Annotated in this window: 15 protein-coding genes, 1 tRNA gene and 1 pseudogene; 6 read left to right on the top strand and 11 right to left on the bottom strand. The window is 66.7% G+C overall.

All coding sequences use genetic code 11. The features are described 5' to 3' along the window. Positions 1-13: 13 nt before the first annotated feature. On the top strand, positions 14-1,090 hold the full coding sequence (selD, locus tag NWE53_RS01690) for a selenide, water dikinase SelD (RefSeq protein WP_265052663.1): 1,077 nt from the start codon (positions 14-16) through the stop codon (positions 1,088-1,090). 140 nt (positions 1,091-1,230) lie between these two features. On the opposite strand, the gene NWE53_RS01695 is transcribed toward selD, so the two are convergent. From NWE53_RS01695 to fdnG, 10 genes and pseudogenes are all read right to left on the bottom strand, one after another. Continuing rightward, positions 1,231-1,611 carry a hypothetical protein gene (locus tag NWE53_RS01695; protein ID WP_265052664.1) on the bottom strand — a complete coding sequence of 127 codons (381 nt, stop codon included), beginning with the start codon at positions 1,609-1,611 and terminating at the stop codon, positions 1,231-1,233. Further along, positions 1,598-2,065, bottom strand: coding sequence for a hypothetical protein (locus tag NWE53_RS01700; RefSeq protein ID WP_265052665.1), 468 nt, complete (start codon positions 2,063-2,065; stop codon positions 1,598-1,600). Before NWE53_RS01700 ends, NWE53_RS01695 begins: the two co-directional genes overlap by 14 nt. Positions 2,066-2,080: 15 nt before the next feature. After that, a tRNA-Sec gene (locus NWE53_RS01705) sits at positions 2,081-2,176 on the bottom strand. Positions 2,177-2,281: 105 nt separating this feature from the next. Further along, positions 2,282-4,099, bottom strand: a pseudogene (gene selB, locus NWE53_RS01710) (selenocysteine-specific translation elongation factor); the annotation flags it as partial. Between the two features lie 3 nt (positions 4,100-4,102). After that, positions 4,103-4,843: a tetratricopeptide repeat protein gene (locus NWE53_RS01715; protein WP_442864930.1), complete on the bottom strand. Its 741-nt coding sequence runs from the start codon at positions 4,841-4,843 to the stop codon at positions 4,103-4,105. Then, positions 4,830-6,236: an L-seryl-tRNA(Sec) selenium transferase gene (gene selA / locus NWE53_RS01720; protein WP_265052666.1), complete on the bottom strand. Its 1,407-nt coding sequence runs from the start codon at positions 6,234-6,236 to the stop codon at positions 4,830-4,832. The genes NWE53_RS01715 and selA overlap by 14 nt, the downstream gene beginning before the upstream one ends. Before the next feature lie 174 nt (positions 6,237-6,410). Further along, positions 6,411-7,331: a formate dehydrogenase accessory protein FdhE gene (fdhE, locus tag NWE53_RS01725; RefSeq protein ID WP_265052667.1), complete on the bottom strand. Its 921-nt coding sequence runs from the start codon at positions 7,329-7,331 to the stop codon at positions 6,411-6,413. Between the two features lie 65 nt (positions 7,332-7,396). Next, complete coding sequence (locus NWE53_RS01730) at positions 7,397-8,092, bottom strand: formate dehydrogenase subunit gamma (RefSeq protein ID WP_265052668.1); 696 nt, start codon at positions 8,090-8,092, stop codon at positions 7,397-7,399. Further along, complete coding sequence (fdxH, locus tag NWE53_RS01735) at positions 8,076-8,996, bottom strand: formate dehydrogenase subunit beta (protein ID WP_265052669.1); 921 nt, start codon at positions 8,994-8,996, stop codon at positions 8,076-8,078. The genes NWE53_RS01730 and fdxH overlap by 17 nt, the downstream gene beginning before the upstream one ends. 10 nt (positions 8,997-9,006) lie before the next feature. Continuing rightward, a complete protein-coding gene (gene fdnG, locus NWE53_RS01740; protein WP_265052670.1) occupies positions 9,007-12,090 on the bottom strand; it encodes a formate dehydrogenase-N subunit alpha in 3,084 nt (1,027 codons plus the stop codon). Between the two features lie 208 nt (positions 12,091-12,298). On the opposite strand from fdnG, the gene NWE53_RS01745 reads away from it, so the two are divergent. Further along, positions 12,299-13,306, top strand: coding sequence for a PRC-barrel domain-containing protein (locus NWE53_RS01745; protein ID WP_265052671.1), 1,008 nt, complete (start codon positions 12,299-12,301; stop codon positions 13,304-13,306). 19 nt (positions 13,307-13,325) lie between these two features. On the opposite strand, the gene NWE53_RS01750 is transcribed toward NWE53_RS01745, so the two are convergent. Further along, on the bottom strand, positions 13,326-14,372 hold the full coding sequence (locus NWE53_RS01750; protein WP_265052672.1) for a LacI family DNA-binding transcriptional regulator: 1,047 nt from the start codon (positions 14,370-14,372) through the stop codon (positions 13,326-13,328). 167 nt (positions 14,373-14,539) lie between these two features. On the opposite strand from NWE53_RS01750, the gene NWE53_RS01755 reads away from it, so the two are divergent. From NWE53_RS01755 to NWE53_RS01770, 4 genes are read left to right on the top strand one after another with little or no spacing between them, the layout of a single operon-like run. Then, positions 14,540-15,817, top strand: a complete 1,278-nt coding sequence (locus NWE53_RS01755) for an ABC transporter substrate-binding protein (protein WP_265052673.1) — start codon at positions 14,540-14,542, stop codon at positions 15,815-15,817. A gap of 5 nt (positions 15,818-15,822) precedes the next feature. Further along, positions 15,823-16,845 (top strand): carbohydrate ABC transporter permease, encoded by a 1,023-nt coding sequence (locus NWE53_RS01760; protein WP_265052674.1) that lies wholly within the window; start codon positions 15,823-15,825, stop codon positions 16,843-16,845. Next, entirely contained in the window at positions 16,842-17,894 is a 1,053-nt protein-coding gene (locus NWE53_RS01765) for a carbohydrate ABC transporter permease (RefSeq protein WP_265052675.1), read from the top strand. Before NWE53_RS01760 ends, NWE53_RS01765 begins: the two co-directional genes overlap by 4 nt. Continuing rightward, positions 17,891-18,973, top strand: coding sequence for an ABC transporter ATP-binding protein (locus tag NWE53_RS01770; RefSeq protein ID WP_442865069.1), 1,083 nt, complete (start codon positions 17,891-17,893; stop codon positions 18,971-18,973). Before NWE53_RS01765 ends, NWE53_RS01770 begins: the two co-directional genes overlap by 4 nt. Positions 18,974-19,018 lie beyond the last annotated feature (45 nt).

Consider the following 19,018-nt stretch of genomic DNA (forward strand, 5'->3'; position numbering starts at 1 on the left):
CCGGAGACCGATGATGAGTGAAACGATCGAGCGCGAGGCGCCCGTGCGGCCGGCCGCTCCGAGGCTGACCAGCTTGGCGCATGGCGGTGGCTGTGGCTGCAAGCTGGCGCCTTCCGTGCTGCAGCAGCTTCTGGCCGAGCATCCGGCCGCAGGTCCCGACAAGCAACTGCTCGTCGGCACCGAGACGGGTGACGACGCCGCCGTCTGGCAGATCGATGACGATACCTGCGTCGTCGCGACCACCGACTTCTTCATGCCGATGGTCGACGATCCCCATGATTTCGGCCGCATCGCCGCGACCAATGCGATCTCCGACGTCTACGCCATGGGCGGCAAGCCGATCATGGCGCTGGCGATCCTCGGCATGCCGCTCGACAAGCTTCCGATCGAGACGACCCGCGAAATCCTGAAGGGTGGCGCCTCGATCTGCGCCGAGGCCGGCATCCCGGTCGCCGGCGGCCATTCGATCGACGCGCCCGAGCCGATCTACGGTCTCGCCGTGATCGGGCTGGTGAAGCCTCGGAATTTGCGCCGCAACAGCGGAGCCAGGCCCGGCGATACGCTGATCCTGACCAAGGCGCTCGGCGTCGGCATCTATTCGGCTGCGTTCAAGAAGGAGCAGCTTTCTCCGGCCGCCTATGACGAGATGCTGGCATCGGTGACGCTGCTCAACCGCATCGGTGCCGAACTCGCGAAGGACGACGACGTCCACGCCATCACCGACGTCACCGGTTTCGGCATCCTCGGCCATGGGCTGGAGATGGGGCGCGCCTCGGGCGCGACGCTGAAGCTGAATCTCGCCGATCTGCCGTTCCTGTCGCAGGCCGAGCGATTGGCGCAGGAAGGACGGGTTACCGGAGCCTCCCACCGCAACTGGGCGAGCTATGGCGAGGGCGTCGCGCTGCCGGTCGGGCTGCCCGACTGGCAACGCCATCTAATGACCGATCCGCAGACCTCGGGCGGGCTGCTGGTCTCCTGCAAGGCGGAGCGGGCGTCGGATCTGCTGGCGCAGGTCAAGAGCGCCGGCTATCCGGCGGCGCGGATCATCGGCTCGGTCGAGGCAGGACCGGGTCGGGTGGTGGTGGTCTGAAAAGCCCCGCCGTCATTCTCGGGCGCCGCTCCGCGGCGACCCGAGAATCTCTTGCCGGAAGAGGCGGAGGAGCCTCCGTGTCCGGAGATGCTCGGGGCAAGCCCGAGCATGACGCAATTCTTCAGGCTGGCGGGAACTGCTCAAGCCTCCTGAACCTCCAGGTTCCGCCCCCAGACATCGAAGAAGGCGCCCTTGTTGAGGACCAGCCGGTCCTCGCGCAAGGCGCTCTCGAGTTCGCGCAGCCGGGCGCGGGCGATCTCGTCGGGCACCAGCCCGCCATCGTCGTCGCGCGTTGGGAAGAAGGCGGCGCCATCCCAGTTCACGCCCGCGCCCCGCAGCATCATGACGATATCGCCCCAGTCGATCTCGTCGCCGACGATGTGGACGAAGGTCGAGCGCAGCGGTTCGACCTTCGGATCGGCGATCTTCACCAGCACGATCAGCGCGGTGAAAGGCCCCTTGCGAAAGAGCTTCCAGAGCCAGCGGTCGAAGTCGGTCCCGAGCCCTCTAGAAGTCGACACGCGGCGTCTCTGGCATGTAGCGATCGAACAGGGCGTAGAAATCGCTGCCGGTCTCGGTGCGGTACCAGTCCTCGAAGCTACGCAGCGCATGTTCTGCGTCATCAGCGCGTAGGGCATCCCCATCGGCCATCCCGGCCCGCAAGGCTTCGAGGAAGGGCACAAGCCGGTCCAGCACGCGCTCCTGTGGAGGGCCGATCTCCTCCCAGCCGAGCGATTGCGCTACGATGAAGCGAGCGCGCGCTACCGCTTTTTCGGGGTCTTCGGCATCCGCGATGGCTGCGACCGCGCCGCGCACCAGATTGAGCCGCCGGAAGGCACCGCTGCGGTCATGCGCCAGCGCGGCGATCCGCGTCGCAGCTTCCTTGCGATAGCCGTCCTCGGTGTGCCGCGCCGCTTCCGCCGCACGCTCGAAGCGCGCGATCAGGTCGAGGGCAGGGGCGTCCGCGTCCGTCATGCCGCCTCAGTGAACTGGCGGAAGAGAATGGGAGTCGAACCCACCAGAGACCGTCTGACGGCCCCTCCCGGATTTGAAGTCCGGACGCCCCACCGGGGACGCTTCTCCTCCATCGGGCATCGCCGGCTGCGGGCCGAACAGGTCGAGCCTTTGCCGGTTGATGCGCCTGAGATCGCCGCGACGGATGGTGAGGCCGTGGCGATCGAAGAATTCGAGAATCTGGATAGCGACCTTTCGGCCGTTGTCGAGCTTGTCGCGGAATTGCGCCGCATTGAAGCCGGCGGGATGGTCGCCGGCAAGCCCGGTCGCGATTCCGATCATCTCGGCGAGCGTCGCGCGCAGGAAGAAATGGTCGAGCGCGACTTCGTGGACATCCCCGCGCCGCCCGGCGAGCCGGAACAGCCGGCGGATATCCTCTTCATGGCGGCCCAGCGTCTGGCCGATATCGCGCACACGCGGCGGCCGGAAACGCTCCTCTCCGTCGATCAGCGGTGCGATCCGGGCCCAGAGCGCTTCGTCCTCCGGCGAAAGCCGAACCTCGTGGCCGGGCCGGCGCATCCATGAGCCGGCGGCAACGACCGCGCCGTCCTCTGCCAGCCGCGCCAGAACGGTTCGGAAGAGAGGCGCCGGCAGACGCGGAGCGACGGCGAGGCGCAGGCGCTCCAGCCCCATGCCCGGCAGGTCGGGATGCTCGCCATGCCAGGCGTCCAGCCGGTCGACGGTGGCTTGCGCCAGCGTCTGCCAATGCTCCGGCAGCATCGCCAATGCGCCGGTCCTGACGAGGCCGAGGCGCGTGGTCAGCTCATGCACGGCCTCCGCGCCGAGCGCACGGTCGCGCACGAAGCCGTCGAAATCGGCATGATGAGGCGGCACCCGCAGCAGCGCGTTCAGCGCGTCGGTAGGATCGGCAAGGCAGAGCGCGGCCAATTGCGCAACCCGTTCGGGCGCGCGGCGCCGGCGCTCCGGCGCACGCAGATCGAGGAAGCGCCCACCCCCGATCGTGCGCTGGGCGCTGGTGTCGCGCAGCACGAAGCGATCGAGTGCTGCCGCGGCCAGAGGATCGTCAAGGACGAGCTGGGCGAGTGCGGTCGTACCGGGTGCGATCTCGTCGCCGAGAAGCACGAGGCGCGCGCCCACCTCCGTCGCGGCATGATGCAGGCGGACAGGCTGCCACATCGTCAGCGGCTTCGTCTCCGACGCCAGGACAGTCACCTCGGCGTCTATCCGCATCGCCGGCATATGCAGAGGCGGCGCCACGACCATGTCGCCATGCCGGATGGCATCCTTGGTGATACCCGGTCCCGCGAGGTTCAGCGCGCAGCGATCGCCGGCCTGGCCGCGTTCGGCAGGGCGGTTCTGGGCATGGATCGAGCGTATCCGGGCGGGAATTCCGGTCGGCGAGATGATGACGCCGTCGCCGGACGCGACGTTGCCGGAGAGCACCGTGCCGGTCACGACCGTGCCGGTGCCTTGCAAGGTGAAGCAGCGGTCGACGGCGAGGCGGAAGGCGCCGTCGTTGCGCCGGGCCTGGATTTCGCGCGCATTGGCAGCAAGGAGCGCGGATAGTTCCGGCAAGCCCGCCCCGTCCACCGTCGAGACGGGCAGGATCGGCGCCCCGGCAAAGGGCGTATCGGCCAGCAGGCCAGCGATCTCCGCCTCGACCTCGGCCAGCCTCTCCGCATCGGCCAGATCCGCTTTGGTCAGCGCCACGACGGCCTGTCCGATGCCGAGCAGCCGGGCGATGGCGACATGCTCGCGCGTCTGCGGCATCACTCCGTCATCGGCCGCGACGACGAGGAGCAGGAGGTCGATGCCCGAGGCTCCCGCCAGCATCGTATGCACGAACTTCTCATGGCCGGGCACGTCGATGAAGCCGACGACGGACCCGTCGGCTTGCGGCCAATAGGCGAAGCCGAGCGCGATGCTGATGCCGCGTGCCTTCTCCTCCTTCAGTCGGTCGGTGTTGACGCCGGTCAGCCGCCTGACCAGCGAGGTCTTGCCATGGTCGATATGGCCGGCCGTGCCGATGATCATGGCTCAGGCCTCCGCCGGGGAGGCGGCGCGCGCGGCCTTGATGAAGGGCGCCGCGAGCAGGCTGCCCTTGCCCTCGGCCGAGAGCAGCAGGGTGAGCGCGCGTTCCGCATCCTGCGCCACGCCCTGGCCGAGCAGGGTCGCGGCGCCGAGCATTGCCTCGGAATCCGGATCGCCCGCCGCCATGCCGCGCTGCCACCAATGCGCGGCGAGGCCTGGATCGCGCTCCACGCCGAGCGCATCGTGATGCATCATGCCGAGCCGGGTCATGCTGGTGGCGATGCCAGCTTCGGCCGCCGCCTTGGCCCAGCGCAGCGCTTCGTCGCGATCGGCTATCTGGCCGCCTTCCAGCAACATCCAGGACAGCATGTCCTGCGCCGGCGCGTCGCCCTGCTCGGCGGCGAGGCGATAGAGCCGCAGGGCCTCGTCATCGCTCTGCGCGACGCCCTCGCCCTTGAAATGGAGGGCCGCCAGGTTGCGCTGCCCGACCGGGTCGCCGCCCTCGGCCGCAAGCGTCAGCCAGCGCACGGCCAGCGCCGGATCGCGCTCGATGCCGAGCCCTTCGGCGAAGCAGGCTCCGATATTGTTCTGCGCGCGCCCGACGCCGGCATGCGCGAGCGGCCCCCAGATCGCGAGCGCGGCCCGATGGTCGCCGCGCCCGACCGCCTCGGTGGCACGCGCCATCGCGGCAGCGACGTTGTCACCGCCGGCCGGCGCCTTCCCGAGCAGTCGGTCAAGCCAGCCCATCGCCACCCTCGAGCTTGAGGGCACTGATCTGCGCGCCAAACAGCGCCTCGTCCTCCAGGCAGCGGAGGTCGAAGACGAGGGCGCCCTGCGCGATCCGGCCGATGACCGGCACCGGCACGGCCCGAAAGCCGGCTGCCAGTTTCTCGACGGCGGAGCCTGCAGCCTTGCCGGCCGGACGGATCGCGAACCCGGCGCTGGGTAAAGTCTCCAGCGGCAGCGCGCCGGAGCCGATCTGGCTGGCGCAATCGATGATGTCGACAACCCAGCCTGAGCCGAGCCCGCCCGCGAGCTGCGGTTGCAGCCGTTCCGCCAACGCACGCAGATCCGCAGCTTTTCGCGTGAACAGTCTCAGCGTCGGCAGCAGCTCCGCCAGCCTGTCGGGATTCCGATAGAGCCTGAGCGTCGCCTCCAGAGCCGCGAGCCGGAGCTTGTCGAGTCGCAGCGCCCGCTTCAGCGGGTTCTTCGCCAGTTTGGCGATGAGGTCCTTGCGGCCGGCGACGATGCCGGCCTGCGGTCCGCCGAGCAGCTTGTCGCCGGAGAAGGTCACGAGATCGGCGCCGCCCTTCAGCGCATCCTGCACGGTCTTCTCGCGGCGCAGGCCCCAGCGGGACAGGTCGATCAGCGTGCCGGAACCGAGATCGTCGACGAAGGGCAGGCCATGCTGGCGCGCGAGCTTGGCGAGTTCGGCGGGCTCGACTTCGGCCGTGAAGCCCTGCACCACATAGTTGGAGGTGTGGACTTTCATCAGCAGCCCGGTCTGCGGGCCGATGGCCTCGGCATAGTCCCTGGGATGCGTGCGGTTGGTCGTGCCGACCTCGCGCAGGACGGCGCCCGCGCGGGCCATGATATCGGGCATGCGGAAGGCGCCGCCGATCTCGATCAGCTCGCCGCGCGAGACGATGGCCTCGCGCTCGCGGGCGAGCGTGTTCAGCACCAGCAGCACGGCCGAGGCGTTGTTGTTGACGAGGATCGCGTCCTCCGCGCCGGTCAGTTCCTGGATGAGACCGCGCACATGCGCGTCGCGCTCGCCGCGCTGTCCGGCCTCGATCTCGTATTCGAGGTTCGTTGGCGCGCGCATCGCGGCGACGACAGCCTCGATCGCCTCCTCCGCCAGCAGCGCGCGGCCGAGATTGGTGTGCAGCACCGTGCCGGTCAGGTTGATGACCGGGCGTTGCGAGGGCCGACCGCGCTCTTCCAGAAAGTCCAGCGCCATGCGGCCGATCTGCTCGACAGATCCCCCAATCGGCTGGCCACCGGCACGCAGCCGGTCCAGCACCTGCCGCACGGCATCGGTTGCGGACATCCGCCCATGGTTTGCGATGGCGAGCTCGCCGCCGGCGCTGCGCAGCACGGTGTCGACAGATGGCGGGCGGAAACGTTCGGGTTTGTTCATCAGGCTCCCTCCGGGAGACGCTTGATTACTCTGCTCGTCTTGCGATGAAACACGACCGTCATCCCGGGCTTGCCCCGGGATCCATCGAAGGGCTGCGGAGCCCGACGATGGATCCCGGATCTCCGCTTTGCTCCGTCCGGGATGACGGCAGTGGTTCCACGGCAGACCAACAAATCAGTATCCCAGCAGGAACGGGTTCACCCCTGCGCGTCGCCAGCCGGCCTCGGTCACCAGCAGGTCGAGCCCGAGGCTCGCGACATCGTCCGCCACCGGTTCCAGCTCCATATCCTTGCGCTGCTCGAGGATCTTCACATAGGTCCGGCACTCGTCGCAGGTTTCAGCCTTGATCGTGTCGGCAATGCCCTCGATCGCTTGATAGGCGATGCCCTTGGTTGATCCGCATGAGACGCATTTCACCCGGACATGGTTCCATTGCGCAGCGCAGAGCGAGCACTGGACGTAGCGCACGCCCTCGATATTGGCGTCGCCGACCACCGTGCTGGTGACGGGCGGTCCGCCGCAGCACGGACAGACCCCGTGCGCGACCGGCTGCGGCAGCAGCGGATTGAGCTGCGCCGCGCGCCGGGCGGCAACGACCTGAAGAGCTGCGGCGGCGAAGATATGCTCGGCCACCGTCTCGACTGGCACGGCGTCCGCCAGCACCGCGGCGAACATCGCCTGACGCTCTTCACCGGTCGCATTACGGGCACGTTCGAGCGCGGCGCGGGCCAGGTCCGGCATCGCCACATCGGCAAGCAGGGTGGTAAGTCGTGCCAAGCTCTCCGAGGCGGCCGGTTCGTCGGCGAGCCCCTCGCGCGGCAGGATCGGCATGGCGTGGCCGGCGCGCTGGCGCATCTCGGTCAGGGGCGGCAGGGCAGGGGACGGGAGTTCATGCACCACCCTGTCCTGCATCTTCGACAGTTCGGCGAGGAAGGCGAGGTAAGCTTCGAGCTGGTGCCCTGGCGCCAGCGCCGCGAAGCGCATGGCTCTCAGGCCGAACAGGGTTTCGGGCTTCGGCAATCTGACGAAGGGAGGCTTGTCGCGCTCGGCGATGCCGACATTTTCGAGGGCATCGAAGCCCGGAACATTGCTCATCCTGGTCCTCTCGAACCGCACGGGTCACGGGAGGCGGAGCGGCCTGAGCCGCGCCGCAACGGGTCTTATTCGGCCGCGCCGGGGCTGTGGCGGCGCGGCGGCACCTGTCGCTCGTCGATCACGCCTTCGCGCGCTTCCTTGCGCAGCCAGAGCCTGTGGTGGCGGAAGGCCCAGCCGCCCGTCACCTTGCCTTCGGTCATCGCGTTCATGGTGCCGCGCACATAGAAGCCGGCATAGATATGGACGATGACGACCAGCAGCATCGCGATCGCCGCCAGCGCATGCAGAATATGGCCGAAGCGCTGCTGCTCGATGGTGAAGGTCGCGCCGAAATATTCGTACCAGATCATGATACCCGTCCCGAACAGGACGAGGATCAGGAGCGTCATCAGCCAGAAGACGATCTTCTGTGCGCCGTTGTACTTGCCGATTTCCGGCAGGTTCTCCTCATGACCGGACATCACGTCGCCGATATGGCGCATCCACTGCGTGTCGACCTTCGTCCAGAAATTGTATCTGACCATCTGGACGAAGAGGATGGCGAAGCTGGCGAGCAGCACGACGCCGATCCAGGGATGCAGCGCCCGCGTGTTGGAGCCGCCGCCGAAGAAGCTCGACAGGAAGAACAGCGAGGGGTGGAACAGGGCGGCCCCGCTGACCGCGAGCAGGATCAGCGAGATCGCTGTGACCCAATGGTTGACGCGCACGCGGCCGGGATAGCGGTCGACTGTCGTGCTCTCCTCTTCACGCCTCACGACCACGGGCGGCCTCCTCGTCGATCAGATGCTCGGCCTCTCGATCCTCCGCGCGGCTGACATCGTTCCGTCGTGCCACGATGCCATGGACGAAGGCGAAGGTGGCGGCAAAGCCGATGGCTGCCATGCCGGCATATTTGGTCAGCCCCTTCCAGAGCTCGACGACCTGGCTGATCCGCGGGTTCTGCGGCAGGTTGGCGTAGAGCTGCGGCTTGTCGGCATGGTGCAGCACATACATCACATGCGTGCCGCCGACGCCCGGAGGGTCGTAGATGCCGGCATTCTTGAAGCCGCGGGACTTCAGATCCGTCAATCGCGTCTGCGCATAGTCCAGCATCGCCTGCTTGGTGCCGAAGACGATCGCGCCGGTGGGGCAGGCCTTGGCGCAGGCCGGCGCCTGGCCGACGGAGACCCTGTCCGAACAGAGCGTGCACTTGTAGGCCTTGTGGTCGGTCTGGCTGATGCGCGGGATGTTGAACGGGCAGCCCTTCACGCAGTAGCCGCAGCCGATGCAGTTCTCCGAGACGAAGTCGACGATGCCGTTGTTGTACTGCACGATCGCGCCGGGAGAGGGGCAGGCCTTGAGGCAGCCGGGGTCGGCGCAGTGCATGCAGCCGTCCTTGCGGATCAGCCATTCGAGATTGCCGCTCTCCGGGTTCTCCCATTCGGTGAACCGCATCAGCGTCCAGGTGTTCGGCGTCAGGTCATGCGGATTGTCGTAGACGCCGCGGTTGTAGCCGACCTCTTCGCGCAGATTGTTCCACTCGAGGCAGGCCGCCTGGCATGCTTTGCAGCCGATGCATTTCGAGACATCGATGAGCTTCGCCACCTCGAAATCGTGGCGGACATCCGGCGGCCTGAAGGTGGTCGCCGAGATGCGGGCGAAGTCCTGACTTTGCAATCCTGCCATCGGACCCTCCCTAGCTCACGGCCGGCCCGTTGGACGGCTCGACATTCACCAGGAACGCCTTGAACTCGGGCGTCTCGATGTTGGCGTCGCCGACGAACGGGGTGAGGCTGTTGGGGCCGAAGCCCTTTCTCGCCGCACCGGTGAAGCCCCAGTGGAGCGGGATGCCGACGACATGCACGGTCTTGCCGTCGCAGATCAGCGGCTTGATGCGCTTGGTCACCACGGCCTTGGCGTAGACCTCGCCGCGCGCCGACGAGACCTTCACCCAGCCGCCGACCTTGATGTTCTTCTCCGCTGCCAGCTGTTCGCTGATCTCGACAAAGAACTCCGGCTGCAGCACCGCATTGACCCAGACATGCTTCGTCCAGAAGTGAAAGTGCTCGGTCAGCCGGTAGGAGGTCGCCGCATAGGGGAACTTGTCCGAGGTCCCGAGCGCGGCGAGGTCGTCCTTGAAGATGCGCGCGGCGGGATTGCCGCGGATCTTCGGGGCGAGCACGTTGGCGATCGGGCTTTCGAACGGCTCGTAATGGGCCGGGAAGGGGCCGTCCTTCATCATGCCGCGCGAGAACAGGCGGGCCGTTCCCTCCGGGTTCATGATGAACGGGCCGACATCCCGCGGCTTGGCGGTCGGCGCGATGTCCGGCACGTCGTAGCCGGTCCAGGCCGTGCCGTTCCATTCGATCAGCTTGCGCGTGGGATCCCAGGCCTTGCCGTCGATATCGGCCGAGGCGCGATTGTAGAGGATGCGCCGGTTGGCCGGCCAGGCGAAGGCCCAGTTCGAATAGGCGCCGGTATTGCCGGGGTCGCTGGTGTCGCGCCGGGCCATCATGTTGCCCCGCTCGGTCCAGCTGCCGGAATAGATCCAGCAGCCGCAGGCCGTCGAGCCGTCGTCGCGGAGCTGGCCGAAGGTGTCGAGCAGCTTGCCCTTCTCCAGCACGACCTTGGTCGGATCGACCGGGTCGGTGACGGTCGAGACGACGTAGCCGTTCATCTCCTTGGCCATCTCGTCGGGCTGCGGGTCCTGCGGATCGCGATAGGGCCAGTGCAGGTTGAGGATCGGGTCGGGGAAGGCCCCGCCCTCCTTCTGGTAGAGCGCGCGCAGGCGCATATGGATCTGCGCCATGATCCAGGTGTCGGGCTTGGCTTCGCCCGGAGGTTCCTGCCCCGGCCAGTGCCATTGCAGCCAGCGGCCGGAATTGACCAGCGAGCCCTCGTCCTCGGCGAAGCAGGTCGTCGGCAGCTCGAAGACCTCGGTCTGGATCGACTCCGGCTTGACGTCGTTATGGACGCCCTCATCCTTCCAGAACCGCGATGTCTCCGTCTGCAGCGGGTCCATCACCACCAGGAACTTCAGCTTCGACAGCGAAGCCGTGATCTTGCCCCGGTTGGGGAAGGACAGCAGCGGATTGAAGCCCTGGCAGAAATAGCCGTTCACCTTGCCCTGGTTCATCAGCTCGAAGGTGCGCAGCACGTCGTAGCCGGGCACGTCGAGCTTGGGCAGCCACTGATAGGCGAACTCGTTTTCCGGCGTCGCCGCCGGGCCCCACATCGACTTCAGGAAGCTCACCATGAACTTCTTGTAGTTCTGCCAGTAGCTCATCTGGTTGGGCCTGAGCGGCTTGAAGCCTCGCGTCGACATGTAAGTCGAAAAATCGACCTCCTTGTCGGTCCCCAGCGTGAGGTAACCCGGGACGAGATTCGACATCAGGCCGATATCGGTCAGTCCCTGGATGTTGGAGTGCCCGCGCAGGGCGTTCATGCCGCCGCCGCGCACGCCGATATTGCCGAGCAGGAGCTGCAGCATCGCCATCGAGCGGATGTTCTGCGAGCCCTTGGAGTGCTGCGTCCAGCCGAGCGCGTACATCGACGTCATCGTCTTGTCGCGCGCGGAGCATTCCGCGATCATCTTGCAGATCGCCAGGAACTTGTCCTTTGGCGTGCCGCAGATGCGTTCCACCATCTCCGGCGTATACACCGAGATGTGCTTCTTCAGCAGCTGGTACACCGAGCGCGGGTGCTGGAGCGTCTCGTCGATCTGGACATAGCCGTCCGGCCCGAGCTCGTATTCCCAGCTCGAGCGATCATAGTCGCGCTTGGCCTCGTCATAGCCGGTGAACAGCCCGTCCTGATAACCGAAGCCCTCCTTCACGATATAGGGCGCGTTGGTGAAGGCGCGCACGTAATCATGCTGGATCTTGTCGTTGTCGATGCAGTACTTCATCGCCCCGAGCAGGAAGGCGATGTCGGTGCCTTGCCGGATCGGCGCGTAGAAATCCGCGACCGAGGCCGAGCGCGTGAAGCGCGGGTCGACGACGATCAGATTGGCGCCACGCTGGGCTTTCGCCTCAGTGACCCATTTGAACCCGCACGGATGCGCCTCGGCGGCATTGCCGCCCATGATAATGACGAGGTCGGTGTTCTTGATGTCCGTCCAGGAGTTCGTCATCGCACCGCGACCGAATGTTGGGGCCAGACTGGCCACCGTCGGTCCGTGTCAAACGCGCGCCTGGTTGTCGAACGCCAGGACCCCGAGACTTCGCACGACCTTGTAGGTCAGGAAGGCCGTTTCGTTGGTTGTCGCCGACGCCGCCAGGAAACCGGTGGACAGCCAACGGTTGACGGTCACGCCGTCCTGGTTGGTGGCGATGAAGTTCTTGTCGCGGTCGTCCTTCATCAGCCGCGCGATGCGGTCGAGCGCCTCGCCCCAGCTGACCTGCCGGAATTGGCGCTCGCCGGGGCCGCGATATTGCGGGAACTTGGTGCGCGTCTCGGAATGGACGAAATCGAGGAGGGCGGAACCCTTCGGGCAGAGCGTGCCGCGATTGGTGGGGTGGTCCGGGTCGCCTTCGATATGGATGACCGCCGGGTGGGCGTTCTTGGACTTGTCGCCCAGGCTGTACATGATCACGCCGCAGGCGACGGAGCAGTACGGACAGGTGTTTCGTGTTTCCGTGGTGCGCGCCAGCTTGAAGGGCCGCACGGCCTGGGCGAGTGCCTCCTCGGCACCACCAAACCCGAGCGCGGCGACGGCAGAGCCGCCCAGACCCGCACCTGCGGCTTTCAGAAACTGGCGGCGCGAGAGCTCATGCAGCATCTCAACCTCCCAGGCGAACAAGAACGCCTTGTTCCTGTTTAGAATAGTGAAACCCTGTCGGAAGGCCGTCAAGCTGCCGCTTCATTGGGCAAAGTGTCGCGGCGCTAGACTTTGGGAGTACGCCTCCGCCGTCGGAACAGCGCGGCTGGCGGTGCGTTCCCGTCGAGTCCTCCGTGCGAGGCGGTCGTCGCCCGATGAGGAGGCCATCATGCTGAAATATCTCGCGATTCTTGGAAGCGCTTCGATAGCTGTCGCTCCGTCAGCATGGGCTCAAGCACCCTCGGTCTCCTTCACCGAGATCAAGGACTTCAAGATCTTGGCCGGTAAGGCCGAGATCGGCACGCTGCATGACGTGATCGTGACCTCGGATGGCCGATTGGCGCAGATCATCGTCGGCCGGGGCGGGGTTCTCGGGCTGGGGCAGAAGCTGAACGTGGTCGATTTGGGCGAGGTGCCGCCGCCGCGCGACGGAGCGATCCAGCTCGGCGACAGGGAAGCTGTTCTGGAGAAGCTGCGCGAATACCATCCCGAGGCGCCGCGGCCGGCACCGCCCGGTGCGCCGCCAGTCTCAGGCGCGAATCAGCAGGCGGGGCAAACGGCGAGCAGCCTGATTCCGGTTTCACCGAGCACACCGCCTGCTTCCGGCAGGCCCGAGCAGCCGCGCCCGGATCAGCAGCCGGCGACCCGCCCGTCGCTGGATACTGCGCAGGAAGCGGAGCAAAGCCGTGCCGCCGGCAAGACATCCGAGGCTGCCGAAAAGGCTGAGACCGGTTCGGGCTCGACCGGCATGGCGCCGCAGCAGGGAACGGGTTCGGGAGCGACACCATCCAGGGCTGACCCTGCCGTGGCCGCGGCCCCGTCTCCCGCTCCAGGCGCCGGACCGTCGCTCAATCAAGAATACGGACGTGACATGACGCCGGCAGCCCAGACAAACCAGGCCGCAGCCGGCGGCGCCTCCGACCGAAGCGAAGCCGCTGCGGACCCCTCGGCGGGATCGGCATCCGGCGGTCAGCACTGGCGCATCGGCAAGATCGTCGGAGCGAAAGTGCGCGGGCAGCGGGATGGGGTGCGGGTCAAGGATATGCGTTTCGATGGCCGCAACATCGGCATGGTCGTGCTGGCTGATGGTGGGTCGACGCGAGAGGTGCCCTTCGCGACGCTGATCCTGGGCGGGACGGCGGAAGAGCCGCTGGTCGCGCTCCGCCCGCTGCCGTGAGTGCACGGCGAGCCGAGTATTAGACGCCGGCGCTTTCGATCACGAGCGGCGGATCATGGGGCACGTTGACCTCCTGCGTCGGCGCGCCGCTCCACAATGACCTTAGCTGCGCCACGACATATTGGCCGAAGTGCTCATAGGGAATTCGGATCGACGTCAGCCAGGGTGCGATCCAGCGATTGATCGCATTCCCGTCGATCCCGATCAGCGCGCAGCGTTCGGGAATGGCGACGCTGCTTTCGGCTGCCAGTCGATAGGCGCCATAGGCGATCATGTCGCTGACGCACAGCGCGCTGTCAGGCCAGCCGCCTTCCTCCACCATGTTCTTTGCGGCGGCATAGCCGATCTCGATATGCGACAGCCCGGGCGCGCTCGCCCGGCGAATCCGGTCGGCGGCAAAGCCGCGCGCCAGGAGCCTGTCGATGAAGCCGGCCGCCCGCTCTGCGGTGCTGGACGCGTTTTCGGCGGCCATCAGCACGGCCGTGCTCTCGATGCCCCGCGCCAGCAGGTAATCGGCGGCATCCGCGCCGGCGGCGCGGTTGTCGATGCCGACATAGGCCCCGCCGCCGAGCGGGTTGCGGCGCGCGACGAAGACCATCGGGTCGCCGCGCTTCAGCGCATCGGAGAGGCCCGGGCTGCGCACCGCACTGACCATGACGTAGCCCGCGACGAACTGGTCGCGCATCGCCCGCAGGTAGTCATCCTGCAGATCGGCGCGATCATGCGTGTCGCAGAGGATCATGACGAAGCCGGCATCGCGCAGTGCGGCCTCCGTCGAGACCGCGATCGCGGCCATGGCGGGGTTGTCGAGATTGGGCGCCAGCATAGCCACGACGCGGCTGGCCCGGCGCTTGAGTGCACGCCCGACCGGGTTGGGTCGATAGCCCAGCCGCGCGATCGCTTCCTCGACGCGAACGATGGTGTCGGCCGAGGCCCGGCCGCTCTTGCCGTTGACGATACGGGAAACCGTCGCGACCGAGACGCCGGTGTCGCGCGCGACGGTGGCGAGCGAAATCCCGCCTTGCCCCGGTCTTGCCTGCTGCGGTCTTGCGGCCTTCGCCGTCATTATCCTCCCCAGTCCATGCGCGCGGTGGTTTTCACTGGCAGGTGGCATCGGCCAATGAGCGCAGCAATGGTGTGCGCTTCGCCCGTTGACAAGCAAGGCAAACGTTTGCCTTAGTGGTTGTCAAGACGCTCGTTGAGGCGTCGCGATCATTCAGGGATGGAACGCAGATGCAGAGGAAGCATTGGATTTCCGCGCTCGCGCTGACGGTCGGCCTCGTCGCCGGCAGCGGGGCCTTCGCCCAGACCACGGTGCGCATTGCCTGGTATTCCGACGGCAACGAGGGCGAGGTCGTCTCCGATCTGCTGAAGCGCTTCGAGGCTGAGAACAAGGACATCAAGGTCGTCCTCGACCAGGTGCCCTACAAGGCGATCACCGAGAACCTTCCGGTCCAGCTCGCCTCGGGGCAGGGGCCGGACATCGCCCGCGTCGTCGATCTCGGCGGCATCGCCCGCTATGCGCTCGACATGCGCCCCTATCTGAAGGACGCCTCCTACTGGGAGAAGAATTTCGGGCCGTTCCTGCCCTGGATGCGCCCCGAAGGCGATTCCAGCGCGATCACCGGCTTCATGACGCAGCTCACCGTCACCGGCCCCTTCGTCAACAAGACGCTGTTCGAGCAGGCCGGCATCGCCATGCCCGGCGCCAAGGCGACCTGGGAGGACTGGGGCAAGGCGGTGAAGGATGTCGCCGCCAAGGTGCAGGCGCCGTTCCCGCTGGCGATGGACCGCTCGGGCCACCGCTTCTTCTCGATCGCGGTTTCGGAAGGCGCCAAGGTCTTCGACGACAAGGGCGAGCCGGCCGTGATCGACGACGGCTTCAAGCGTGCCGCCAAGCTGGTTTATGACTGGCACAATAACGGCGTGATGAAGAAGGAGCTTTGGGGCTCGGTCTCCGGCACGGCCTATCGCGGCGCCAATGACGAGTTCAAGAACGCCCAGGTGGTGATGTACCACTCCGGCTCCTGGCAGATCGCCCAGTTCGACAAGACGGTCGGCGACGCCTTCGACTGGGTCGCGGTTCCCTCGCCCTGCGGCGCGGCGAACTGCTCGGGCATGCCGGGCGGCGCCGGCCTCGTCGCGATCAAGACGACGAAGAGTCCGGAAGCGGTCGCCAAGGTGATGGATTATCTGGCGAGCGAGCCGGTGCTGAGCGAGTTCTACGCCCGCTCGCTCTTCGTTCCCGGCCATCTCGGCATCGCGGCCAAGGGCCTCGACTACAAGGATGCCAAGCCGCAGGCCAAGGCCGCGCTGAAGGTCTTCTCGGATCAGGTCGCGCAGCTTTCGCCGGTCGCCTACAAGCTGCAGGGCTACGTCAACAACCGCGTCATCTTCAACGCGGTGATCAGCCGTCTCGGCCAGGCGATCTCGGGTGAAGGCAGCCTGGACGACGCCTTCAAGCGGATCGAATCCGACATCACCCAGCAGATCGCCGAGCGCAAGAAGTAAGACGGATGGCCTCCGCCGATCCGAACCCGCGCCAGGGTGGCGCGGGCGCCGCCGGCATCTTTGCCGCGCCGCTCGCACTGCTGATGCGCTTCGTCGACTGGCCGATGCGCGCGCTCCAGCGCGGGATCGGCGAGCGGCGGATGGCCTATGTCTTCCTCCTTCCGAACCTCGCCTTCTTCTCGCTCTTCGTCTTCCTGCCGCTCGTCATCAACTTCATCTTCTCGGTGACGGGCGGGGCGGGGCTCTTCCCCTCCGAGCGCCCTTTCGTCGGGGCGCAGCAATACGCCTATCTCTTCGACTGCGGCTCCTTCCTCGACCCCAGCTCCTGCCGCGAGGATCATTTCTGGCGCGGCGTCTACAACACCGCCCGCTTCACCGCCTTCCAGGTCACCGCGATGGTTCTGTTCTCGCTGCTGACGGCGGTGGTGCTGAACATGAAGATCCGGGCGCGCGGCTTCTTCCGGGCGGTCTACTTCTTTCCCGTTCTGCTCTCGCCGGTGGTGGTCGCGCTGACCTGGAAATGGATTCTGCAGCGCGACGGGCTGCTCAACGCCGGCATCACCTCGCTCGGCGGCGAGCGCATCCTCTTCCTGGTCGATCCCAGTTGGGCGATGTTCTGGATCGTCTTCGTCTCGATCTGGGCCCATATGGGCTTCTACACGCTGATACTGCTTGCCGGCCTGCAGGCCATCCCGGCCGATCTCTACGAGGCGGCAGAGATGGATGCGACGCCGCGCTGGCGCATGTTCTGGCGCATCACCTTGCCGCTGCTCTGGCCCAACATGATCGTCGTCATCGTGCTGGCGCTGATCCGCGGCGTGCAGACCTTCGACGAGGTCTTCGTGCTGACCGGCGGCGGGCCGGGCACCGCGACGCTGATGGTGGTGCATTACATCTACGAGACGGCCTTCGCCAATCAGGCACAGAATTTCGGCCTGGCGGCGGCGGCCTCCGTCGTGCTCGGCGTCGTGCTCTTCGCGCTGACGCTGGCCCAGCTCGCGGCAAGCCGCCGCAAGGGGGCCGCATGAGTCTTGTGACCCGCTTGGCCACCGCCCGCCGCAAGCCGGGCCGCTGGCATTGGACCGATATCGCGGCCTATGCCTACCTCGCTTTCGGCGTCGTGCTGATGTTCGGCCCCGTGCTCTGGCTCGGCATGTCCTCGTTCAAGACGCAGGCCGGCCTCCTCGAATTCCCGCCCTCGCTGCTGCCGATGTCGCAGAAGGAGGTCGTGGTGCCCGGCCAGACTCAGAGGCTGCCGCTCTTCGAGGTCGAGATGCCCGATGGCAGCAAGCGCGTGCTGGCGCAGGTGCGCCGCATCGGCATTCAGGCGCAGATGGTCGACCCGGCCAACCCGGGCGAGACGATCCGCGTGCCGATCGACAAGCGCACTCCGGTGCGCGAATTCAAGCTCGCCACGGAGAACTACACCGAGCCGCTGGAGCGCTTCGCCTTCACGCGCTTCCTGTGGAACTCGGTCTTCGTCACGGTCGTCGCGACGATCATCACGCTGATCATCAACTCGATGGCGGCTTTTGCGCTCTCGATCTACGAATTCCGCGGGAAGACGGCGGTGATGCTGATGGTGGTGGGCACGCTGATGATCCCGATCACCATCATCCTCGTGCCGGTCTATCTCGTCGTCACCAAGCTCGGCCTCGTCAATTCGCTCTGGGCCGTGATCCTGCCCGGCGCGGCGACGCCGACCGGCGTCTTCCTGCTGCGCCAGTACATGCTCACCTTGCCGCGCGACCTGATCGAGGCTGCCCGCATTGACAAGGCCTCGGAGTGGCAGATCTACTGGCGCATCGTCATGCCGCTCGCCATGCCGGCACTCGCCGTGCTCGCGATCTTCTCGATCATGTGGCGCTGGAACGAGTTCCTTTGGCCGCTCGCGGTGCTGACCAAGACCGAGTCCTACACGCTGCAGATCGGCCTCAACGCCTTCCAGGGCGAATTGCAGACGCAGTGGCACTACCTGCTGGCGATGACCGTGATGACGCTGCTGCCGGTCGCGCTCGTCTTCGTCTTCCTGCAGCGCTTCATCACCACCGGCATCGCCAATACGGGAATGAAATAATGGCGGGACTGAGCCTCTCCGGCGTCCGCAAGGCGTATGGCGCGACGACGGTGCTGCACGGCATCGACCTCGACGTCGCCGACGGCGAGTTCGTCGTCTTCGTAGGCCCCTCCGGCTGCGGAAAATCGACGCTGCTGCGCTCGATCGCGGGGCTGGAGGAGATTACCGGCGGCACGATCGCGATCGACGGCGCCGACGTCACCGGTCTGCCGGCGTCCGAGCGCGGCCTTGCGATGGTGTTCCAGTCCTATGCGCTCTATCCGCATATGAGCGTCTTCGCGAACATGGCCTTCGCGCTGGAGAATATGGGCTTCAAGCGCGACGAGATCGACAAGCGGGTCAGGCGCGCTGCCGCGATGCTGCGCCTCACCGACTATCTCGAGCGCAAGCCCAGGGCGCTTTCCGGCGGCCAGCGCCAGCGCGTCGCCATCGGCCGCGCCATCGTGCGCGATCCGAAGATCTTCCTCTTCGACGAGCCGCTCTCAAATCTCGACGCGGAACTCCGCGTCGCCACCCGCAAGGAACTCGCCGGCCTCCACGCCGAGATCGGCGGCACGATGATCTACGTCACTCACGACCAGGTCGAGGCGATGACGCTCGCCAATCGCATCGTCGTGCTCCATGGCGGCAGGATCGAGCAGGTCGGCACGCCGCTCGAACTTTACAACCGGCCCGACAATCTCTTCGTCGCCGGCTTCATCGGCTCGCCGCGCATGAACCTGCTGCCGGGCCGCGTGACCGCGGCCGGCAGGGTCGCGCTCGGCGAGGACGGCCAAGGGAATGGATATGAGATCGCCTGCGCGACCGGCGGCCTTGCCGCCGGCGCAGCCGTGACGGCCGGCATCAGGCCCGAGCATCTCGCGCTGGCGCCGGAAGGGCAGGGCCTGCCGCTCGCCATCGAGCTCGTCGAGCGGCTTGGCGGCGAGAGCTATCTCTATGGCTTGGCTGCCGGCCTTCCCCAGATCACGCTCAAGCTCGACGGCCAGAGCGAGCACGAGCGCGGCCATACGGTCCCGCTCGCCTTCCCTCAGCAGAAGCTGCACCTGTTCGACGAGGCGGGAAAAGCGGTCAGGGTTTGAAGATTTGCTCCGTCATTCCGGGGCAGGCCGAAGGCCTGAGCCCGG

It is taken from the genome of Bosea sp. NBC_00550 (genome assembly GCF_026020075.1).
Taxonomy (GTDB): Bacteria; Pseudomonadota; Alphaproteobacteria; order Rhizobiales; family Beijerinckiaceae; genus Allobosea.

What these genes read in the sequence shown, in the direction of transcription:
- NWE53_RS01750 (WP_265052672.1), bottom strand. Translation starts at nt 14,372, where the DNA reads ATGACGGCGAAGGCCGCAAGACCGCAGCAGGCAAGACCGGGGCAAGGC.
- selD (WP_265052663.1), top strand. Translation starts at nt 14, where the DNA reads ATGAGTGAAACGATCGAGCGCGAGGCGCCCGTGCGGCCGGCCGCTCCG.
- NWE53_RS01715 (WP_442864930.1), bottom strand. Translation starts at nt 4,843, where the DNA reads ATGGGCTGGCTTGACCGACTGCTCGGGAAGGCGCCGGCCGGCGGTGAC.
- NWE53_RS01755 (WP_265052673.1), top strand. Translation starts at nt 14,540, where the DNA reads ATGCAGAGGAAGCATTGGATTTCCGCGCTCGCGCTGACGGTCGGCCTC.
- NWE53_RS01745 (WP_265052671.1), top strand. Translation starts at nt 12,299, where the DNA reads ATGCTGAAATATCTCGCGATTCTTGGAAGCGCTTCGATAGCTGTCGCT.
- fdhE (WP_265052667.1), bottom strand. Translation starts at nt 7,331, where the DNA reads ATGAGCAATGTTCCGGGCTTCGATGCCCTCGAAAATGTCGGCATCGCC.
- NWE53_RS01700 (WP_265052665.1), bottom strand. Translation starts at nt 2,065, where the DNA reads ATGACGGACGCGGACGCCCCTGCCCTCGACCTGATCGCGCGCTTCGAG.
- NWE53_RS01765 (WP_265052675.1), top strand. Translation starts at nt 16,842, where the DNA reads ATGAGTCTTGTGACCCGCTTGGCCACCGCCCGCCGCAAGCCGGGCCGC.
- selA (WP_265052666.1), bottom strand. Translation starts at nt 6,236, where the DNA reads ATGAACAAACCCGAACGTTTCCGCCCGCCATCTGTCGACACCGTGCTG.
- fdxH (WP_265052669.1), bottom strand. Translation starts at nt 8,996, where the DNA reads ATGGCAGGATTGCAAAGTCAGGACTTCGCCCGCATCTCGGCGACCACC.
- NWE53_RS01760 (WP_265052674.1), top strand. Translation starts at nt 15,823, where the DNA reads ATGGCCTCCGCCGATCCGAACCCGCGCCAGGGTGGCGCGGGCGCCGCC.